The sequence below is a fragment of the Micromonospora sp. NPDC049836 genome (assembly GCF_044465125.1).
In the GTDB taxonomy this organism is placed as follows: domain Bacteria; phylum Actinomycetota; class Actinomycetes; order Mycobacteriales; family Micromonosporaceae; genus Micromonospora.
This window is the reverse complement of record NZ_JBITLH010000002.1, coordinates 637,497-654,768: the sequence shown is the minus strand read 5'-3', so window position 1 is coordinate 654,768 and position 17,272 is coordinate 637,497. Positions and strand designations below refer to the sequence as shown.

Sequence of the window (17,272 nt, the reverse complement as noted above, 5' to 3'; positions counted from 1 at the left end):
TCGGCAGGTCCATGATTATGCGCGGCGACCCGTGGCGCCCCGCCCCGGCGTCGACCCCTGACATCGGCACCCCTCGGCCAGAAGGGCCCACCGGATGGCATCCGTATTCCATGTGGCGACCAGCGGTTCGGATCGCGCCGACGGCAGCGCCGAACGGCCGTTCCGGACGATCAACCGGGCGGCCGGCGTCGCCCAGCCCGGTGACACCGTGCTGGTGCACGCGGGGGAGTACCGCGAGTGGGTGAAGCCACGCTACGGCGGTCTCAGCGACGCCCGCCGCATCACCTACCAGGCGGCGTCCGGCGAACACGTGGTGATCAAGGGATCGGAACGGATCACGGCTGGGAACCACTGGGTGGCACGGTGTGGCGGGCGGTGGTCGACAACTCGCTGTTCGGCTCGTTCAACCCGTTCGCCGAGGAGGTGACCGGCGACTGGATCGTCTACCCGAAGGGGGCGCCCCGCCGGCACCTCGGCGACGTCTACCTGAACGGGTTGAGCGGCTAGGAGGTGGCCAGCCGGGCCGAGGTCGACGATCCGCCCCGGCGGACCGAGGTCGTCGACGACTGGACCAGGGTGACCCGTCCGGTCCGCGATCCCGACCAGACCCAGCTCGTCTGGTACGCCGAGGTCGGCGAGCAGACGACGATCTGGGCCAACTTCCAGGGTGCCGCCGGCCCGATCGCGGGCCTTCGGTCCGGGGTGAGCCGGACGCGCGTGTTCTGAGCACGGCCCCGCCCGGGCCGTACGGTCACGGCGCCACCGGTGGCGCCGTGACCGCCCCGCGCTTGGCCCGCTGGATCTGCGCGTAGACGTGGGTCCGCAGCTCGGTGAAGCGGGGCAGGGCCCGGGTGGTGAGCTGATCGCGCTCCGCCGGGAGGTCGATCACGAGGTCCTCCTGCACCCGGGTCGGGGAGTTGGACAGCACGAGGACCCGTTGGCCCAGGTACACCGACTCGTCGATGTCGTGCGTCACGAAGATCGTGGAGATCCCGCGGCTCAGGTGCAGCTCGCGTACGAGGTCCTCCAGGTCCGCGCGGGTCTGCGCGTCCACCGCGGCGAACGGCTCGTCCATGATCAGCACTTCGGGTTGGTACGCGATGGCGCGGGCGATCGCCACCCGTTGCTGCATCCCGCCGGAGAGCTGCCAGGGATGGCTGTCCGCGGACCGGGGCAGGCCGACCGCCTCGATGGCGTCGGCCACCATCCGGCGGCGTTCGGCGCGGGAAAGCTTCTTGTGGCGCAGCGGAAGCTCGACGTTGCCCTGGACCGTCAGCCACGGGTAGAGGCTGCGGCCGTACTCCTGGAAGACCACGGCCATCGCCGGGCTCGGGCCGGTCACCGGTGAGCCCTCCATCTCGACCAGGCCGCTGGTGGGCCGGAGCAGTCCGGCCAGGCATTTCAGCAGGGTGGTCTTTCCGCAACCGGAGGGACCGACGACGCACACCAGTTCGCCGGGAGCCATGGTGAAACTGAGATCCCCGATCGCCTCGACCTCGCCCTGGGCGGAGGCGTAGACCTTCCGCAGGTGCTCGACCCTCAGCAGCGGGCTCTCGTCAGGCACGGGTGATCTCCTTCATTCCGTGGTACCAGCGCAGGACGCGGCGTTCGACGAGACCGAAGGCCACGGCGAGGAGGACGCCGATGAGGCCGAGCAGGAGGATGCCGCTCCACATCTCGGCGACCAGGTAGTTCCGTTGGAAGTAGGCGATCCGGTATCCGAGGCCGGCGGACGAGGCGAACATCTCCGAGATCACCATGAGGATCAGCGCCACCGAGAGCGCCTGCCGTACGCCGGTCATGATGCGCGGACTCGCCGCCGGGAGCACCAGCGCCCACAGCCGTTCCCAGCGGGGGATCCGGAACGAGTCGGCGGTTTCCAGCATCACGCTGTCGGTCGCCCGGACGCCGTCGATCGTGTTCAACAGGATCGGCCAGACCGCGCCGGACACGATGACGACGACCCGCATCGTGTCGGTGATGCCGAGCAGCAGCATCATGACCGGGATCAGCACCGGCGGCGGCAGCGCCCGGAAGAACTCCAGCAGCGGCTCGAGGAGTTCGCGTAGCGGGCGGAGCAGGCCGATGACGACGCCGGCGGCGACGCCGAGGAGGATCGACGCGACGAGGCCGAGGGCGAGCCGGTACAAACTCGGCAGGACGTCGTCGACGAACGCCGGGCCGATCCAGGTCCGCCGGAACGCGTCGAGGATGGTGAGCGGGCCGACGAAGAACCGGTTCGTCGATCCGGCGGACCAGATGCCCCAGAGCACCACGGTCAGCACGGGCAGGCCGAGCGCGAACAGGACGTTCTCGACGGCCCGCAGGACCGGGCCGGGCAGCCGGGCCTTTCCTGCGCCGAGGGCGGTCATCGGGCGGCCTCCTCCGCGAGTACCGACTGGTGCCAGGCCAACGAGCGCCGTTCGACGAAGCGGAACACGACGTTCACCAGCAGACCGAGCATCCCGGTGACCACGACGAGGCCGTACAGGCCGACGGCGTCCCCGGCGGAGCGGGAGAGCTCGATCATGCGCCCGAGGCCGGGGTTGCCGATCACCATCTCCGCGGTGACGGCCAGGATGAGTGCGACCGCCGCGGCGAGGCGCAGACCGGTCAGCAGGTACGGCAGCGCGGCCGGGAGGACCAGGTACCGCAGGCGCTCCCGGCGGGTGAGGCGGAAACTGCGAGCGGTGTCCCGGGCCACCGTGTCGATGTCGGCGACACCGTAGATGACCTGCACGAACACCTGCCAGAACGCGGCATAGACGATGATGACGAGGGCGGCGCGCAGGTGCAGGCCGAACATCAGCACGGCGAGCGGGATCAGCGCGACCGACGGCACCGGCCGCAGGAACTCGACCGTCGTGTGCGTCGCCCGCCGCAGGAACGGCACCATCCCGACCGCCGCGCCCAGCACGACCGCCGCGAGCGTCGCCATCGCCAGGCCGATCGCCCACGACGTCATGGTGTACGAGAGCCGCCGCCAGAACGCCAGGTCCCGCAGCTCATGGAAGAGCCACCCGATCACGTCCGTGACGTACGGCAGGTACTGCGGGTCGACCAGTCCCAGCGTCGGGATCAGTTGCCAGCCGACGAGGAACCCCAGCAGGCCGAGGGCGCCCAGCAGAACCTTGCGCACGGCCGGCTACTGCTGCTGGATGAGGCGGTCGAGGTCGGGCCGCCGGTCGAGCACGTGGTACTTCTGGGCGAGCGCCGCCAGTTGCTCCAGGCTCGCCCGGTCGAGTTCCCACCCGAACGCCGGGAGCCGCACGGAGTCCGCGACCGCATCCGGTAGCTCGAGATTGTCCTTGATGGCCTGTCGGAGGCTTGCCTCGTTGGCCGGATCCTTGGCCCAGGCCAGCGTCTTCTTCATCGCCGCCGAGAAGTCCGCGACTAGCGAGGCGTCCGACTTCGTCAGCTTGGCCGACGTGATCGTGGTGAGGGTGGCGAGCCCCGGGACCGTGGCCTGATACGGCGCGACCACGAGCACGTCGCCGCGCTTGCGCAGTTGGGTGATGAACGGCTCGGTCACCCAGGCGGCGTCGATGTTGCCGGCCGCGAGCTGGGCCGGGGCGTCCGGGAAGGCGACCTCGACGAACTTGACCTTGGTGGGGTCGCCGCCGTCCTTCTCGACCGCGGCCATGATGGTGACATCGCCGGCGGCGCCCAGGCTGTTGACCGACACCTTGCGCCCGGCGAGCTGGGCCGGCCGGGTGATGCCGGATTTCGCCGATGCCACCACGGCGTTGATGTCGTCACCGTCCGGGTAGGACGACGCGTAGTTTCCGACGATCACCACGCCGAGGTTCTGCAGATCGGCGCGGAACGGGCCGAACGGCTGACCGATGGCGAAATCGATGTCGCCGTTGATCAGGGCCGGGATGGCCTGCGCGCCGCCCTGCGCGGGCAGCACCTCCACGTCGAGCCCCTGCTCCCGGAAGATGCCCGCCTTGATGCCGCCCCACAGCGCCGCGGTCTCGCTGATGGGCAGCGCCGCCACCCGGACCTTCCGCAGGTCGCCGCTCGCTCCGGGAGTCGGGGAGGTGGCATCGGAATCCGTACAACCCGTCAGGGCGATCGCGATGCTGGCGAGAACAGCGAGGGCGGTGACCTTCTTCATGGACGGGCCCTTCCGTGCGCAGCGCTGGTGCATCCCGACGAGTTGGGGCCGGCGAGGTGACGTGGACCGTCCGGCCGCGTCGATCAGCGTCAGGCAGAACAGATTGATTGTCAAGAATTCAGATATCGCCGGTGGCATTGCTATTCGGGAGCGCCGGCCGGTCGTACTTTCCATTGAGAAACGTCTTGACGCGCGACGATTTTGTGACCAAACTGTGCGGTTGGTTGTGCGGCGGCGGAGGGGAGCGACGGCGTGGCCATCGTGATCGTGGGTGCCGGTATCGGTGGCCTCACCACCGCGCTCAGCCTGCACCGGGCCGGGTTCCGCGAGATCGCCGTCTACGAGCGCGCCGCCGCGCTGCGCCCGCTCGGCGTCGGGATCAACCTGCTCCCGCACGCCGTCCGTGAGCTGACCGAACTGGGCCTCGGCGAACGCGTGGAAAGCCTGGGCGTCGCACCCGGCACGCTGGCCTACTACAACCGGCACGGACAGTTGATCTGGAGCGAGCCGCGCGGGCTCGACGCCGGATATCGCTGGCCGCAGCTCTCCGTGCACCGCGGCCGGTTCCAGCTGGAACTCCTCACCGTGGTGCGGGAACGGCTGGGGGCCGACGCGGTGCGTACCGGGCACCGACTCGTCGGCGTCCGGGACGGTGTCGCGCGCTTCGAGACGGCGGCGGGGGAGGTCGGCGTCGCGGCCGACCTGATCATCGGCGCGGACGGCATCCATTCCGCGCTGCGCCGGCAGTACCAGCCCGGCGAGGGAGCGCCGCTCTGGAACGGGCTGACGCTGTGGCGGGGGACGGCGCGGGCGCCCGGATTCCTGGACGGACGCACCATGATCATGGCGGGCGACGCGGAACAGAAGTTCGTCGCGTACCCGATCGGTCCCGACCTGATCAATGTGGTCGCCGAGCGGCGCGGTCCCGGTTTCGCCGGGCCGAACGCGGACTGGAACCGGGCGGTCGACCCCGCGCCGGTCGTCTCGCTCTTCGCGGACTGGCGGTTCCCGTGGCTCGACGTGCCGGAACTGCTGGCCGCCGCCGACGAGATCCTCGAATACCCCATGGTGGACCGGGACCCGATCGACCGGTGGACCCACGGCAACACGACGCTGCTCGGGGATGCCGCACACCCGATGTACCCGAACGGATCCAACGGCGCGTCGCAGGCGATCCTGGACGCGCGTACCCTCGCCTTCCACCTGGCCGGCGCGCCGACGCTCCGGGCGGCGCTCGACGCCTACGAGGCGGACCGGCGGCCGGCGACCACCGCGCTCGTGTTGAGCAACCGGCGGCAGGGCCCGGAACAGGTGATGGTGCTCGCCCACGAGCGCGCGCCGGCCGGGTTCGCGCACATCCACGACGTCATCCCGCCGGACGAGCTCACCGAGATCGCCACCGGGTACAAGAAGGCCGCCGGCTTCCTGCCCTCCGCCCTCAACGAACGGGCCTCCCTGACGCCGACGGCCTTCTCGGGCATCCTGCCGTGACCCGCCCGGACCCGACCGAACTGGACGCGGCGCGACTGGCCTCGGTGATCTCGCCGCTGCGCCGTACGCTGCTCGCCGCCGCCCGGGCCGCCGAGCACCTGCCGGAGATCCCGGACGCGCAGATCGAGATCGTGCGGGCGCTGCCCCGGGGCACGGTGGCCGGTCCCGGCGAACTCGCCGAACGACTCCGCCTGAGCCGCTCGACGGTCAGCAACCTGCTCACCGCCATGGAGAACAACGGACTCGTCGAGCGCCGCCCCCGTCCCGGCAACCACCGGCACGTCGACGTCCTCGCCACCGAGAAGGCCCTCGACCTGTTCGACCGCTTCGACCTCGCCAGCGGAGACCTGGTCGCCCGCGCCGCGGCGACCCTGCCCGCGGCGGACCGGGCGGCCCTCGCCGCCGCGGTGCCCGCGTTGGAACGCCTGCGCGACGCCCTCACGCGGACCAAGGAGGCTTCATGAGTACGCCGCCACGGCGGCCGGCGCACCGCGCCGACCTGGACAGCCGCCACCCCGATCCCCGCCCCCGCCGCGCCGACCTCCCGGCCGGCACCCCGTGAGGGCGCCGGCGGTTCCCGGTCTGGAAGCCGCGTTCGACGTGGAGGCCCGGCTCGGCGCGCTGGAGGACCACGGGGTGACCCGGGCCGGTCACCGCCGCGTCGTGCCGATCGTCGGCGGCCAGGTCACCGGCCTCTTCGCGGCGGACATCCTCCCCGGCGGCGCCGACTGGCAACTGGTCCGACCCGACGGCGGGATCGAGATCGACACGCGCTACTCGGCGCGCACCGCCGACGGCGGCCACGTCTACATCCGTACCTTCGGCGTCCGCAGCGGCCGCCCGGAGATCCTCGAAGCGCTGCTCCGCGGCGACCCGGTCGACCCCGCCGAGTACTACTTCCGGCTGGGCGTACGACTGGAGACCTCGGTGCCCGCGCTGGCCGTCCTGGAGCAGTCCCTCTTCGTGGCGTCGGCGATCCGCGAGGCCGACCGGGTCCGCTACACCGCCTACCGCGTCACGTAGGTCTTCCCGGCGTCCGGCGGAGCGCGGCGCCTGATCCGCCACGGTGCCGGGCGGGTGCGGAGCCGCACGAGGCCACCCGGTGCCGCACGGACGGTCGCGGCGGTTGACCAGCGGCCGCGACCCGGGCGTGGCGTCGGCGCGGTACGCGGTGTCCCGCGGCCATCCCGGCCCACCTGCCCCGCGGGCCCGGTGCCAGCCGGCACCGGGCCCCGGGTAGTGCCCCGGTCAGGGACTGGTGCAGGTGATGTTGCTGGCCGGGGTGGCGCCATCCCCGGTCGCGGTGAACCCGAAGGTGGTCGAGGTGTTCGCGCCCAGCGTGCCGTTGTAGTCGGCATTTCGCACGGTGACGTTGCCGGTGGTGCCCGTGTTGGTGCCGTTCCAGAGGCTGCTGATGGCCTGGCCACTGGCCAGGGTCAGCCGTACGGTCCAGCCGTTGATCGTGCTGGCGGTGTTGTTGGCCACGGTGACCTCAGCCTGGTAGCCGCCGGGCCAGGTGTTGATCGTGCGGTAGGTGGCGGCGCAGTTGCCCGGCGGTGCGGTCGTCGGGGGCGCGGTGGTGGGCGGAGCGGTGGTCGGCGGAGCGGTGGTCGGGGGCGCGGTGGTGGGCGGCGCGGTGGTCGGGGGAGCGGTGGTGGGCGGCGTGGTGGAGGTGAACTGGGTGAAGAATCGCCAGATCTCCCCCGAGGTCCAGGTCCGGGAGTCGTTGGGGCTGGACGATCCGTCGACCGGGCTGGGGGTGTGGTCCCCGTCGAACGCGGCCCACTGCACGGGGTAGCCGGCCCGGCAGCCCGAGTAGACGGTGGTGATGTGGCGCAGCGTGTTCAGGCCCGGCTCGGGCGGGTTCTGCGCGGTACAGCCGTTGTTCCGCACGAACGTGTCGCGCAGCGACCGGCCCATGGAGATGTTCAGCACGCTGTCGTGGGTGCCGTGGATGCCGAAGTACGGCACCGGCGAGGTGCCGCCGTTGCATCCACTCAGGTTGGCGCCGGACAGGACCGCGACCGCCCGGACCACGGTGGGCCGAGCGCACGCCACGGCATAGCTCATCGCGCCGCCGTAGCTCCAGCCGAGCACGAAGCGCTGGGTGGTGTCGACGCAGAGGTCGCCCTCGACCTGCCGCAGGATGTCGTCGAAGAGGGTCAGGTCCCGCCCGTTGGTGTTGGCCCAACCGGCGTCGATGCCCTGGGGCGCGACGAAGATCGTGCTGTTGTTCGCCAGCGGCGCGAGTCCGTAGTAGCCGGCCGAGGCGACGTTGTTCGCCGAGCCGTTCAGCCAGTGGAAGCCCACGACCAGCCGGTACGGGTTGTTCCGGTCGTACCCGTCCGGGATCCGCAGGATGTAGCTCCGGTTCTGCCCGCCGCTCTGGATCGTGCGCGTACCGCTGGTGAGCGTCGGCGCCTTGCCGCAGCCCGCGGTCGCGGCGAGAGTGCCGTTCGTCGCGGCCTCCGCCGCGTTGCCGAAGCCCGCGCTCCACGCGCCACCGGCGGTCGCGGCGAGCAGAACCGCCGCGGCCGAGATGGATGAGAGAAGATGTCTCCGCTTCATTTCTGCTTGACTCCTTGCCATTGGTCGGGGGGGTACCGGTGGTGTGGTGCGAGGCCGATCCGGGTGACGGCGGGACGCGCTCCGTCGACCGGCGGGTCAGCGAGGTGCCGGCGGCTTTCCCGGGCGACGCCGGGTGGGCATGGCGACGCCCGTTCCGCTCCGATCGGCGTGCTCGTGGTCCGGGCCCGGCGTGCCCGCGCGGGTGCGGCCGTGCGTCGGCGCCGGGATCGTCCGCGACGGCATGGAGGAGGGGCAGGTGACCGGACCGGCGTCGACCGGCGACCACGTGTGGTCGGCTGGCCCCGCGGAGCGCCCGGACTGGTCACCCACCGGCGAGGCGGTGTGGGTGGCCTGCCCCTCGGTGCGCCTTGCCGGCTGGATCGGTGAGCGCGAGCGTGCCCTTCGCCCGCGCGGCAAAAGATAGCATGTTATCGATAACATCCTCAATCGAGCGAGCCGCTCACCAGTGCGGGCTTGCTACCAGGAGCAGACCGCGCAGCGCATCACCGGACGCGCGCCAAACGATGATCTAAGACTTCACGCAGGCATTGATGTCCGCCCAGGCGGTTCCGTCCCGACGTCAGACCGGACCGCGATCGCCCTCTTCCGCACCACCACGGCGGGCGCGTGACCAAACCTTCTGCTACCGCCTGGCCCCGCCCGATGCCGCTCTCCCTTGTCGACGAGACCGGCCGTCATACTCATCGAGCGGAAGTCGGCTGAGGAGCGGTGGCGACATGGGACGACGGTGGATCTACTCACGTTGGTTCGCCCTCGGGGTGGGGCTGGTGGCGGGCGCGGTGGTGGGCCTGGCCGTCTATTGGGGTAGCCGGTTGCATGGCCCGGGCCTCTACACGTTGTGCGGCACTATGGCCGGAGGGATTGCGGCGCTGGTGTTCTACGGGTATGCCCGGTCGGCCCGACTCACCGAGCTGAAGGTGTCGATCCCGCACCTGACCGACCTCACCTTCGCGGTCACGTCGAGCAACGAGGGTGTGGCATGGCGGCTCTTCGTCGAGTCAACGACCCGGGTCTCCGCCCAGCCGTTGGCCGACGGCACTGGCGTGATTCGCGAGGCACTCAACTCTCTGTACGCACTCTTCCAATCGGTTCGCACGATCCTGCTCGAGGCTCGGCCGACGGCCCGGGCCGGTGGAGTCCAGACCGTGGAGCATCTGGCGATCGGCATGTTGAACGTCCAGATGCGTCCGTTCATGTCGAAGTGGCATTCCCTGCTGTTGGAATGGGAAAAGGCGAATCCGGGTCTGCCGGAGTCGCAGTGGCCGCAGAACAAGCAGTGCCGTGAGGAGCTCGAGCGTATGCGCCTGGGGATGCTCGAATACATCCGGGGTCTTGGTCAGCTGGCCGGAGTCCAGAACGTCGACGCGATGCTCGGCGGCGAGGCCACCACGTGATGGTGGCGCGCGTTGCGCCGACCCGCGGTGCGCTGGTACCGCCGGTCCCAACCGCGGATCTTGCGCGACGACACCAGTTGACGGCCGGGTCGCGAGATCGGCTGGCGCGGGCCCACCCGTTAGGCTGGTCGATCCCACGTCGAGATCCAGCAGACTGGACACATGTCCCCGCGCGAGGCCGAACGGAAGGTCTTCCTCTCGTACGCGAGCGCCGACCGGCCCTTCGTCCAGCGTCTTGCGGCCGATCTGCAACGCGCTGACACGACCGCCTGGATCGACCAGCGCATGCTCGACGTCGGCGACGATCTCGCCCGGATCGAGGCGGCAATCCTCCAGTCGGACTGCATGGTGGTCGTCGTGTCCGCCGCGTCGATGGCCTCCGGCTGGGTGGAACGCGAGATCGGCATCGCCCAGGGGGCCGGCATCCGGGTACTGCCGGCGCTGCTGGACACCGTCCCCGGCTCGGGCGCGGAACGGTTCACCGCCATGGCCTTCGCCGACTTCCGGCGCCCGCAGGCATACCGTCGGGAACTCTTCCGGCTGACCGCCGCCATCGAGGGAGTACCGGATCGTTCGTGGTTTCTCACCGGGAAGGAGGCTGTCGCCAAGGTCAGGTCCGAGCGAGGCCCGGCGGGCCAATTGTTCGGCCTGTCCCAGCAGGGCGTCGCCACGCTCTACTGTCTGGCCAACCGTCGGGAATGGGAAACCGCCGACACAGCCGACGGCACCAGCCGCATGTGGATCACGGAATTCTTCACGCCGGAGGATGGCCGGATCGAACCGTTCGCTGTCGTCGATGGGGTCGTCCACCCGCTGCCCGCGCTCTATCTCAACGACGTGGACCCCACGCCGCTCCCGGATTCCGTTGTGGTGTTCTCCTGCGCGCTCAACCATCGTCCCGGGCTGTCCGAGGAAGAGGCGCGACGACTCCTTGAGGAGAACCCCGGGGAGACAACCCACATCTCCCGGCGCTATTCGCGCTTTCGTCCGCTTCCGCTGACCGAAGCCTTCGTAGATTCTCCCACCGCGGTGGCGGCGGCGCTCGCGGCCATATTCGGGCCGGCCGAGGGACCTTCCCGGGCCGACGATTGCCTGGTGTTGACCAAACTGGAACGCGACAAGCGGAACGGTCGGCTGCCAACCTGGACGGTGTCCATCTTTGACCCGGCGCTGCCGGAGAGCATCGTGACCGTCGGCGTGGACGCGGCCACCGCGGCGGTTCGCGCTCCGCGCATGCGAAGCGAGATGCTGAACGCCGCCTTCTTCACGGTCCACACGGACAACGACGGCAATTATGTCATATCCATGGCAAACCAGCTACGCGCCATCGATAACCATATCTGGGACATTCCGGATAGGCAAGCTGCCCCCGACGGTCTGACCGTTGCCGAGGCGCTGGCCGCGGTGCAGAAGTACATGGACGATCTGGGGCAATCACAGGAATGGCAGCTGGCATTCCTTTCGAACACGGGGGTGACGGACAGCTTCAGCGTCGCCGCATCCGCGGCGGCCGGGCTCATGCGGCCGGATGGGCGGGCGGGGCAATGGGTGATAGAGCTCTGCGGACGGACCGGGGAACCGGTGCGGGAGGGTGATCGAAGCGGCTTCCGGTACGCGTTCAAGCGGCTCATCTGTACCCCGGACGGGTTGCTTGAGGACAGCCGTATTGATCATCTGACCTGCACAGCTCCTCTTTCGGACTCGCCGTTGCCCGATGATGTCCCAGGCGCCCTGGAGCGCGCTCGAGACCTGGCCATCTCGTCCGCGGGCAGCGACTTCGAGTTGATGTCCGTCGCACTGCGCCGGAGGACGCCGAAGGTGGACTGGTACTTCCGCTTCTACGACGATCGGGACATTGTCGCCCGAGTAGCGATATCGGGCGACGGCTACCGCCTGGCAGACCTCTAGACTGGTCGAACCAGAAGGTGCGCGCCGCTCCCTCGGCCCGGCGCCGTCCCGCCGGCCCGCGGACCGGGTATTTTCCCTGGTGGATCGCCGACGCGGAGGGGAGCAACGAGGTGAGCGAGGTGACCATCACCAACCGGCGGGCCGACAGCTCCGCCAACGAGGACCTGACCCGGCTCGCCCGCCACGGCGCCGACGCCTTCGGCTACCAGGCCGACCTGCGTGTCGACCGCCGGCTCGCCCAGCTCCTGCGGCTGCGGGTGTCGCAGATCAACAACTGCACCTACTGCCTCAACCTCCACTACGAGGCGGCCCGGGACGCCGGCATTCCCCGACCGGTGATCGATACCCTGACCGCCTGGTGGGAGACCGACTTCCACGACGACGCGGCCCGCGCCGCCCTCGCCTACACCGAGGCGCTCACTCGCGTCGCGGACGTGACCGTCGCCGACGATGTCGGCGCCCGGCACGCCGCGCTCGCCGAGCACTTCTCGGCCGACGAGATCCTCGAGATCATCGGGATCGTCATCAACATGAACGTCTGGACCCGACTCAAGCTGGCCGAGGGCGCCGCCCCCGGTTTCGCCGACCAGGCAAGGCCGTGAACCGGCTCACCCGCCGGGTCTGACCGGCCCGCTCCGCAGGCCGCTACCGGCGGGTGTCGGACGGGACGGACGCTGGTGCGGGCACGACGTCGGGCGGCGGCCGCCGCTCCGGACGGGCCCGGGCGCGCACCAGGTGGTGCAGCAGCATCAGGGGAACCACGCCGACCGGGTACCAGGCCAGGTCGACCGGATCGAACCGCACCCCCAGCGCCAGCCTCGCCGCCAGGCTCCGTGCCGACAACTCGGCCGGCACCCCGGTCAGCTGCGCGCACTCCACCATCCAGCAGAACGTGGTGGCGACCGCCCCGGCCGGCACCGGCGCCAGCCGCGGCCACAGGAACAGCACCCCGGCCCAGACCATCGACGCGTACAGCGCGGTGCCCGAGTACTGCCGCAGCGCCCCGTCGTCGAGAGCGCGGATCAGCAGCGCGAGGCCCAGGAACAGCAGCGCGGCCACCGGCATGAGCAGCCGCACCCTACGGGCCGTGATCGGCATTCGCGCGATGGAAGGCACCGCACCACCGTACTGTCCGACCGCGGTGCCGGTCGGACTGCTACGGCGGCACCCGTCCGGCGACTCAGCTCACCTGCTCAGGAGTGGTTGCCAGCCGTCGCGGTAGCGCACGCCACGAGGTTGGAGCCGGACCTGGTCGTGCACCGCCCCGGGGACCGGCTCGGTGCGTACCTCTCGGGGCCGGTCGACCACCACGCAGACGTCCTCGCCGGGCCACCACCAGCCACAGGAGCGGGCCAGTCCGGCCCAGGCGTCGAGGTGTTCCGCCTCGCCCGGCCCGTACCGGGCGAGGCCGAGCCGGTGCAGCACGTCGTAGTAGGCGATCCAGTACGCGTCCTGCTGCCCGTACCAGCAGACGGGCACCGGGCCGTCGCCCGCCAGCGCCGCCCGCACCGGCAGGTAGTACCCGTGCGCGAGGCTCCGGTGCAGGGCCGTGCGTACGCCCTGGTGCAGCACGACAGCGAGCGGCACGCCGCGGTCGAGCGCCGCTACCGGCGCCAGTTCGGGCCATGGTTGCTTGGTCTTGCCCGTGCGTACGGGCGACAGCTCCGGATCGGCGTGCGTGACGCCCGCGCTCAGCGCACCGCGCAGCTGGGCGGCGATCATGGCGATGTCGCTCGCCAGCGGCGGTGTCCCGTGCTGCCGTGGGTTTCGGATGCGCTCGGAGAGTTGATCGAGGGTGGGCCAGCCGGTGATCAGGGGGCGCGCCTTGTCCGGCGAGTCGACCCATTCGAACCGGGGTCGCGGCCGTGAGGCCCGGGCGTAGATGGCGGTCAGGCAACGCTCGGCGGTCGACGGGTCAGCCGGCTCGGTGGACAGGGCGTGGTCGAGCCATTCCTGGCGGATCCGGACGGCCTGCTGCCACAGGTCGTGCGGGTTGCCGCTGCGAACGGCCTGTGGCGGATTCGCGGCGTCGTCGCGCCGCGTGGGGACGCTCAACGCGCCAGGGCGTCGCCGCCCTTCCGGTAAGAGATCATGGAGCGACTATGGCCCGCGACGCGATGCCGGCGCAAGGCGGTTTCCCGCCCTCCCCGGCGTCGGCTGACCTCGCGGGAGCCGCCACCGCGGCCGTCGAGCGAACCGCGCCCGCACGTCACGCGAGGCGGATGGCCGGTATGGTCACCGCTCACTACTGTTGCGAGAGCCTCAGGCGGAACCGCCACCGTCCCCTGGGACGAGAACACGGCCGGCGGGGTCGGACGCGGGATCCCGGACATGCTCCTGCGAACGGCCCGGTGGGCCCCCGGGTACGCACACGTGGATGAGGAGTGGACGATGGGCCCCGACCACGATCCGCGTGATGTGCACGTGGTTGCGGTCGGCATCGACCAGTATGCGGCGGGCCGCGAGTGGAGCCTGGTCGGGCCGGCCGATGACGCCCTCCGGTTCGCCCGTTGGTTTGTGGCTCGGGACGTGCCGCCCGGGCAGGTGACCGTGCTGTCGTCGCCCTGTCCCGCCCCGGACGCCGTCCCGCCGGGAGTCGTCCTGCGGCCAGCCGACCGGGCGACCGTACGTGAGGTGCTGTTGCGGGAACTGCCGGCGCGGCAGGCATCGACCCTCTACGTGATCTGGGGCGGCCACGGCTATGTCGACACCGGCCGTCGCCGGCGGCTCTACTACGCCGATGCCACCGCCACCGACGCCGCTTCCCTCGACCTCGACTCGATGCTTGCCACGTTCGCCTCCGACCTCGTGCCGGCATTCGATCAGCAGGTCTGGATCATCGATGCGTGTCAGCTGCACGATCGACCGCAGGGCGTGTCCGTGCCCGGCAGCGAGACATTCCCCGTCGGGGCGCCGGTCGCCGGCCGGCGACAGGACGTCCTGTTCGCCGCCGGCCTCGGCCAGGTCGCGGCCAACCTGGGGGTACGGCGCACCGGACTGTTCAGCCGGGAGATCCTGCGACTGCTCGACAACGGCGAGGCCGGTCGGCTCGCCCAACCCGAGCGGCTCATGTCCACCCTGCGGGAACGGTTCGCCGTAATGCGGGCGAGCGGTCTGACCGCGCAGACCCCGACCTATCTCTGGCACCGCAACGCCCTCGGGGACGAGGGTCTGCTTCTGCACCGATCCGAAGCCGGGACCGTGGCGCCCGCGGCGCCGGTGCCCCCGTCACCGACCCCGGCCATGTTGGGCCCCCTGGTGGACGCGCTGCTCGAGGTGCCGGAGTTCCTGCGACCGAACGACCGCGAGGAGATCCTGACCCTGTTGCGTGGCCAGGTGTACGCGGCCATCCGGCGCAGTAGCGCGGCGCGGCACGATGCCATCAGCGTTGTGCGAACGTGTCTGCGGTATCCGGGAGCCCTGTCCGAACTCGTCGAGGCGGTCCGCTTCTTCGCCACCGACGACGCCGCGATGGCCCGGGTCGAGGACGCCGCCGCGCGGCTGCTGCCGTCTTCCTGACCGCACGACGCTGGTTTCCGCGAGCGTCCACATCGGAAGGCGTCAGCGGGATTCGGCCTGTGGCGCCGGTCGCTCGGCGCTTTCGCCGCCTGCAGCGGTAAGTAATAATGGCGCTATCGACTGTCATCATTTGGGGGGTTGCCGTACATGGAGGAACGCCTCGCCGGTATCGAGTCTGAGTTGCTTGACTTGTCGGCGGTGACCGTGGCGACGCTGCGATCCGTCGACCTCACCGGCATGACTGCGGCGATCTCGCGAGTATCGGAAAGAATCGCCGATTCGGGGGGCAGCATCAGCGGCTACAGCGGCTCCTTCCCGAGCCGGATACGGTCCGCCGGACCGGATTCGGAGGAGCATGTCGTCTGATTCCCTCCCGTTAGGTCCGACCCACCTCGAACAAGAACACTTCCAGGCCCTGGCCGCCGGGGCCGGAGACGAACAGAGCATCGCGGCACTCTGGCGGTCCGAGCGCAGCTGGCGGCTGATCGTGCTGCGCGCTCTGTTGGACGGCTGCGCCACCCGAGCCGACGCTTCCGGTCCGCTCGCGCCGGTCAGCGAGGCCTGGGAGCTCCTGGTCCGGGCATACGACGCCGCACCAGGGACCACCGAGGACATTCTGGCCCGTCCGCAGGTCGGCAGCTGGGCCGCGCACACCCTGCGTCGGCTGCGTGACGACCGCCCCGACCCGGTGCCGTTGTGGCTGGACGTCGGCTACCTGCACGCCCTCGCGGCGGCAAGCGCCGTTCGGGCCGGCGTCTCCTTCGAACTGGACATCCCGGCGCGCCACCGCACCGCGGTGCTGCCTACCGTGGGCACCGCGTCGGTCCCGCCGGATGTCGAGGTCGTCCGGGTTCGGGCCGGCGGTGGACAGGCCGAATTGGAGACCGGCGCCCGGACCGTGCGGTGCCGACCCGGCGACCGGGACTGGCACGAACCCGTCGTCATCGAGGTCCGCGCGGACGGCGCCGACCTCCGGGTCGAGCTGCTCGATCGCGACCTGTACCGCGACCTGCGGGGCCCCTCGCCGCCGCATCCGCTGTCGGAGTCCCAGATCAGCGACTGGCGTGCGGATCTCGCGCGGGCCTGGGCACTGCTGGTCCGCGAGCGGCCCGGCCCTGCCCAGGCGATCTCCGGCATCGTACGGACCCTGACGCCGGTGCCGCGCCGTGAGCGGTTCCGACCGCTGTCGGCGTCGGGCACCGAGGCGTTCGGCGGCATCCTGCTCTCCCAGCCGGACGACCCGCTGCAACTGGCGGTGACCCTGGTGCACGAGTCTCAGCACCAGAAGCTTGGTGCCCTGTCCCACCTGCTCACCCTCTGCGAGGCAGACGATCGTCTCCGCTACTACGCCCCCTGGCGGGACGATCCCCGACCGCTCCCCGGCCTTCTTCAGGGTGCGTACGCGTTCGCCGGCATCACCCAGTTCTGGCGGGTCCACCGCCAGCAGGCGCCGCCAGGCGAGCGGGCGGCCACGGACTTCGAGTTCGCGCTGTGGCGGCGGCAGGCCCTCGGCGTCCTGCGGGTGCTCGCGACGTCGGGCCGGCTGACCGGGCACGGTCAGCGGTTCGTCGACACCCTGCACGCGGAACTGAACGCGTGCCAGGACGACGACGTGCCGGCCGCCGAGCGCGACGCGGCGCACGCCACTGCGCTGGACCACCACGCGATGTGGCGGGGTCACAACATCCAACTGAACCCCGCCGACCTCGACGCGCTCGTGGCCGCCTGGCAGCAGGGTGCCCCGCCGGCGGACGCGCTCCTCGCCGTCGGCGCCGCGAAGGTGCGGGCGGAGCCGCCGGTGGGCCTGCTCGACGCGCGGGCCGTCCTGCGCCGATATCTGTTGTTCGACCCGGATGCCTTCAACCGGCTCGGCACCACGCCCGACGAGGTGGGGGAGAGGGTGGCCGGCGCGACCGCAGCCGATCTGGCCCTCGTGGCCGGCGATGTCGAGCGGGCGCGTGCCGGCTATCTCGGCGAGCTGACGCGGGACCCACTCAGCGTGCACGGCTGGGTCGGTCTCGGCCTCGCCCAGGTCGATCAGCCCGCCGAGCCGGCGACGCGGGCGCTGCTGGGCCGCCCGGAACTCGTCCTGGCCGTGGTCCAGGGCCTGCGGTCGCGCGGATCCGCCACGGTTGTCCCCGATCCGCTGGCGTTGGCCGGCTGGGTTGGTGAGGGGCTACGGGATCGGCAGCTCGACAGCGCCGATCCGGCGGGTTGGCTGGCTATCTGACCCGCCGGATCGAACGCCTGC

17 protein-coding genes and 1 pseudogene are annotated in these 17,272 nt (G+C 70.9%); 11 read left to right on the top strand and 7 right to left on the bottom strand.

Annotation, left to right across the window (positions count from 1 at the left end; all coding sequences use genetic code 11):
- Nucleotides 1-94: 94 nt before the first annotated feature.
- Nucleotides 95-427 (top strand): DUF1565 domain-containing protein, encoded by a 333-nt coding sequence (locus tag ACIBPB_RS06835; RefSeq protein WP_396838608.1) that lies wholly within the window; start codon nucleotides 95-97, stop codon nucleotides 425-427.
- Nucleotides 364-726, top strand: a pseudogene (locus ACIBPB_RS06830) (hypothetical protein). The gene ACIBPB_RS06835 and the pseudogene ACIBPB_RS06830 overlap by 64 nt, the downstream one beginning before the upstream one ends.
- 25 nt (nucleotides 727-751) lie before the next feature.
- Here ACIBPB_RS06830 and ACIBPB_RS06825 read toward each other — a convergent pair.
- Genes ACIBPB_RS06825 through ACIBPB_RS06810 form a run of 4 tightly spaced genes read right to left on the bottom strand, consistent with a single transcriptional unit; the run spans nucleotide 752 to nucleotide 4,258 of the window.
- On the bottom strand, nucleotides 752-1,564 hold the full coding sequence (locus ACIBPB_RS06825) for an ABC transporter ATP-binding protein (RefSeq protein WP_396838607.1): 813 nt from the start codon (nucleotides 1,562-1,564) through the stop codon (nucleotides 752-754).
- Entirely contained in the window at nucleotides 1,557-2,372 is an 816-nt protein-coding gene (locus ACIBPB_RS06820; RefSeq protein WP_396838605.1) for an ABC transporter permease, read from the bottom strand. Before ACIBPB_RS06820 ends, ACIBPB_RS06825 begins: the two co-directional genes overlap by 8 nt.
- Entirely contained in the window at nucleotides 2,369-3,139 is a 771-nt protein-coding gene (locus ACIBPB_RS06815) for an ABC transporter permease (protein ID WP_396838604.1), read from the bottom strand. The genes ACIBPB_RS06820 and ACIBPB_RS06815 overlap by 4 nt, the downstream gene beginning before the upstream one ends.
- A gap of 6 nt (nucleotides 3,140-3,145) precedes the next feature.
- The gene (locus ACIBPB_RS06810; protein WP_396838602.1) at nucleotides 3,146-4,258 is read right to left on the bottom strand and encodes an ABC transporter substrate-binding protein; all 1,113 of its coding nucleotides are present in this window, start codon (nucleotides 4,256-4,258) and stop codon (nucleotides 3,146-3,148) included.
- Nucleotides 4,259-4,372: 114 nt separating this feature from the next.
- Here ACIBPB_RS06810 and ACIBPB_RS06805 point away from each other — a divergent pair, with 114 nt between their 5' ends.
- The 3 genes from ACIBPB_RS06805 to ACIBPB_RS06795 all read left to right on the top strand — a co-directional run bounded on the left by ACIBPB_RS06805 (nucleotide 4,373) and on the right by ACIBPB_RS06795 (nucleotide 6,634).
- Nucleotides 4,373-5,611, top strand: a complete 1,239-nt coding sequence (locus ACIBPB_RS06805; RefSeq protein ID WP_396838600.1) for a flavin-dependent oxidoreductase — start codon at nucleotides 4,373-4,375, stop codon at nucleotides 5,609-5,611.
- Nucleotides 5,608-6,075 carry a MarR family winged helix-turn-helix transcriptional regulator gene (locus ACIBPB_RS06800; RefSeq protein ID WP_396838599.1) on the top strand — a complete coding sequence of 156 codons (468 nt, stop codon included), beginning with the start codon at nucleotides 5,608-5,610 and terminating at the stop codon, nucleotides 6,073-6,075. Before ACIBPB_RS06805 ends, ACIBPB_RS06800 begins: the two co-directional genes overlap by 4 nt.
- A 94-nt stretch (nucleotides 6,076-6,169) precedes the next feature.
- Entirely contained in the window at nucleotides 6,170-6,634 is a 465-nt protein-coding gene (locus ACIBPB_RS06795; RefSeq protein ID WP_396838598.1) for a DUF3237 family protein, read from the top strand.
- 225 nt (nucleotides 6,635-6,859) lie between these two features.
- Here the strand turns inward: ACIBPB_RS06795 and ACIBPB_RS06790 are convergent, their stop codons facing one another.
- Nucleotides 6,860-8,179 carry a cellulose binding domain-containing protein gene (locus ACIBPB_RS06790; RefSeq protein WP_396838596.1) on the bottom strand — a complete coding sequence of 440 codons (1,320 nt, stop codon included), beginning with the start codon at nucleotides 8,177-8,179 and terminating at the stop codon, nucleotides 6,860-6,862.
- 737 nt (nucleotides 8,180-8,916) lie between these two features.
- On the opposite strand from ACIBPB_RS06790, the gene ACIBPB_RS06785 reads away from it, so the two are divergent.
- From ACIBPB_RS06785 to ACIBPB_RS06775, 3 genes are all read left to right on the top strand, one after another.
- Entirely contained in the window at nucleotides 8,917-9,594 is a 678-nt protein-coding gene (locus tag ACIBPB_RS06785) for a hypothetical protein (RefSeq protein WP_396838595.1), read from the top strand.
- A gap of 162 nt (nucleotides 9,595-9,756) precedes the next feature.
- Complete coding sequence (locus tag ACIBPB_RS06780; RefSeq protein ID WP_396838594.1) at nucleotides 9,757-11,502, top strand: toll/interleukin-1 receptor domain-containing protein; 1,746 nt, start codon at nucleotides 9,757-9,759, stop codon at nucleotides 11,500-11,502.
- 110 nt (nucleotides 11,503-11,612) lie between these two features.
- Nucleotides 11,613-12,104 (top strand): carboxymuconolactone decarboxylase family protein, encoded by a 492-nt coding sequence (locus ACIBPB_RS06775; protein ID WP_396838592.1) that lies wholly within the window; start codon nucleotides 11,613-11,615, stop codon nucleotides 12,102-12,104.
- A 43-nt stretch (nucleotides 12,105-12,147) separates the two neighbouring features.
- Here the strand turns inward: ACIBPB_RS06775 and ACIBPB_RS06770 are convergent, their stop codons facing one another.
- Entirely contained in the window at nucleotides 12,148-12,618 is a 471-nt protein-coding gene (locus ACIBPB_RS06770) for a DUF2809 domain-containing protein (RefSeq protein ID WP_396838591.1), read from the bottom strand.
- Between the two features lie 69 nt (nucleotides 12,619-12,687).
- Nucleotides 12,688-13,557: a DUF6745 domain-containing protein gene (locus ACIBPB_RS06765; protein WP_396838590.1), complete on the bottom strand. Its 870-nt coding sequence runs from the start codon at nucleotides 13,555-13,557 to the stop codon at nucleotides 12,688-12,690.
- A gap of 336 nt (nucleotides 13,558-13,893) precedes the next feature.
- Here ACIBPB_RS06765 and ACIBPB_RS06760 point away from each other — a divergent pair, with 336 nt between their 5' ends.
- The 3 genes from ACIBPB_RS06760 (at nucleotide 13,894) to ACIBPB_RS06750 (ending at nucleotide 17,251) form a co-directional block, all read left to right on the top strand.
- Nucleotides 13,894-15,021, top strand: a complete 1,128-nt coding sequence (locus tag ACIBPB_RS06760; protein WP_396838589.1) for a caspase family protein — start codon at nucleotides 13,894-13,896, stop codon at nucleotides 15,019-15,021.
- 147 nt (nucleotides 15,022-15,168) lie between these two features.
- The gene (locus tag ACIBPB_RS06755; protein ID WP_396838588.1) at nucleotides 15,169-15,387 is read left to right on the top strand and encodes a hypothetical protein; all 219 of its coding nucleotides are present in this window, start codon (nucleotides 15,169-15,171) and stop codon (nucleotides 15,385-15,387) included.
- Nucleotides 15,377-17,251 carry an HEXXH motif domain-containing protein gene (locus tag ACIBPB_RS06750; protein ID WP_396838587.1) on the top strand — a complete coding sequence of 625 codons (1,875 nt, stop codon included), beginning with the start codon at nucleotides 15,377-15,379 and terminating at the stop codon, nucleotides 17,249-17,251. The genes ACIBPB_RS06755 and ACIBPB_RS06750 overlap by 11 nt, the downstream gene beginning before the upstream one ends.
- Nucleotides 17,252-17,272 lie beyond the last annotated feature (21 nt).

Excerpts from the sequence above, each read along its gene's own strand:
- ACIBPB_RS06835 (WP_396838608.1), top strand. The coding sequence starts at position 95 with ATGGCATCCGTATTCCATGTGGCGACCAGCGGTTCGGATCGCGCCGAC.
- ACIBPB_RS06785 (WP_396838595.1), top strand. The coding sequence starts at position 8,917 with ATGGGACGACGGTGGATCTACTCACGTTGGTTCGCCCTCGGGGTGGGG.
- ACIBPB_RS06755 (WP_396838588.1), top strand. The coding sequence starts at position 15,169 with ATGGAGGAACGCCTCGCCGGTATCGAGTCTGAGTTGCTTGACTTGTCG.
- ACIBPB_RS06790 (WP_396838596.1), bottom strand. The coding sequence starts at position 8,179 with ATGAAGCGGAGACATCTTCTCTCATCCATCTCGGCCGCGGCGGTTCTG.
- ACIBPB_RS06760 (WP_396838589.1), top strand. The coding sequence starts at position 13,894 with ATGGGCCCCGACCACGATCCGCGTGATGTGCACGTGGTTGCGGTCGGC.
- ACIBPB_RS06750 (WP_396838587.1), top strand. The coding sequence starts at position 15,377 with ATGTCGTCTGATTCCCTCCCGTTAGGTCCGACCCACCTCGAACAAGAA.
- ACIBPB_RS06810 (WP_396838602.1), bottom strand. The coding sequence starts at position 4,258 with ATGCCACCGGCGATATCTGAATTCTTGACAATCAATCTGTTCTGCCTG.
- ACIBPB_RS06780 (WP_396838594.1), top strand. The coding sequence starts at position 9,757 with ATGTCCCCGCGCGAGGCCGAACGGAAGGTCTTCCTCTCGTACGCGAGC.
- ACIBPB_RS06820 (WP_396838605.1), bottom strand. The coding sequence starts at position 2,372 with ATGACCGCCCTCGGCGCAGGAAAGGCCCGGCTGCCCGGCCCGGTCCTG.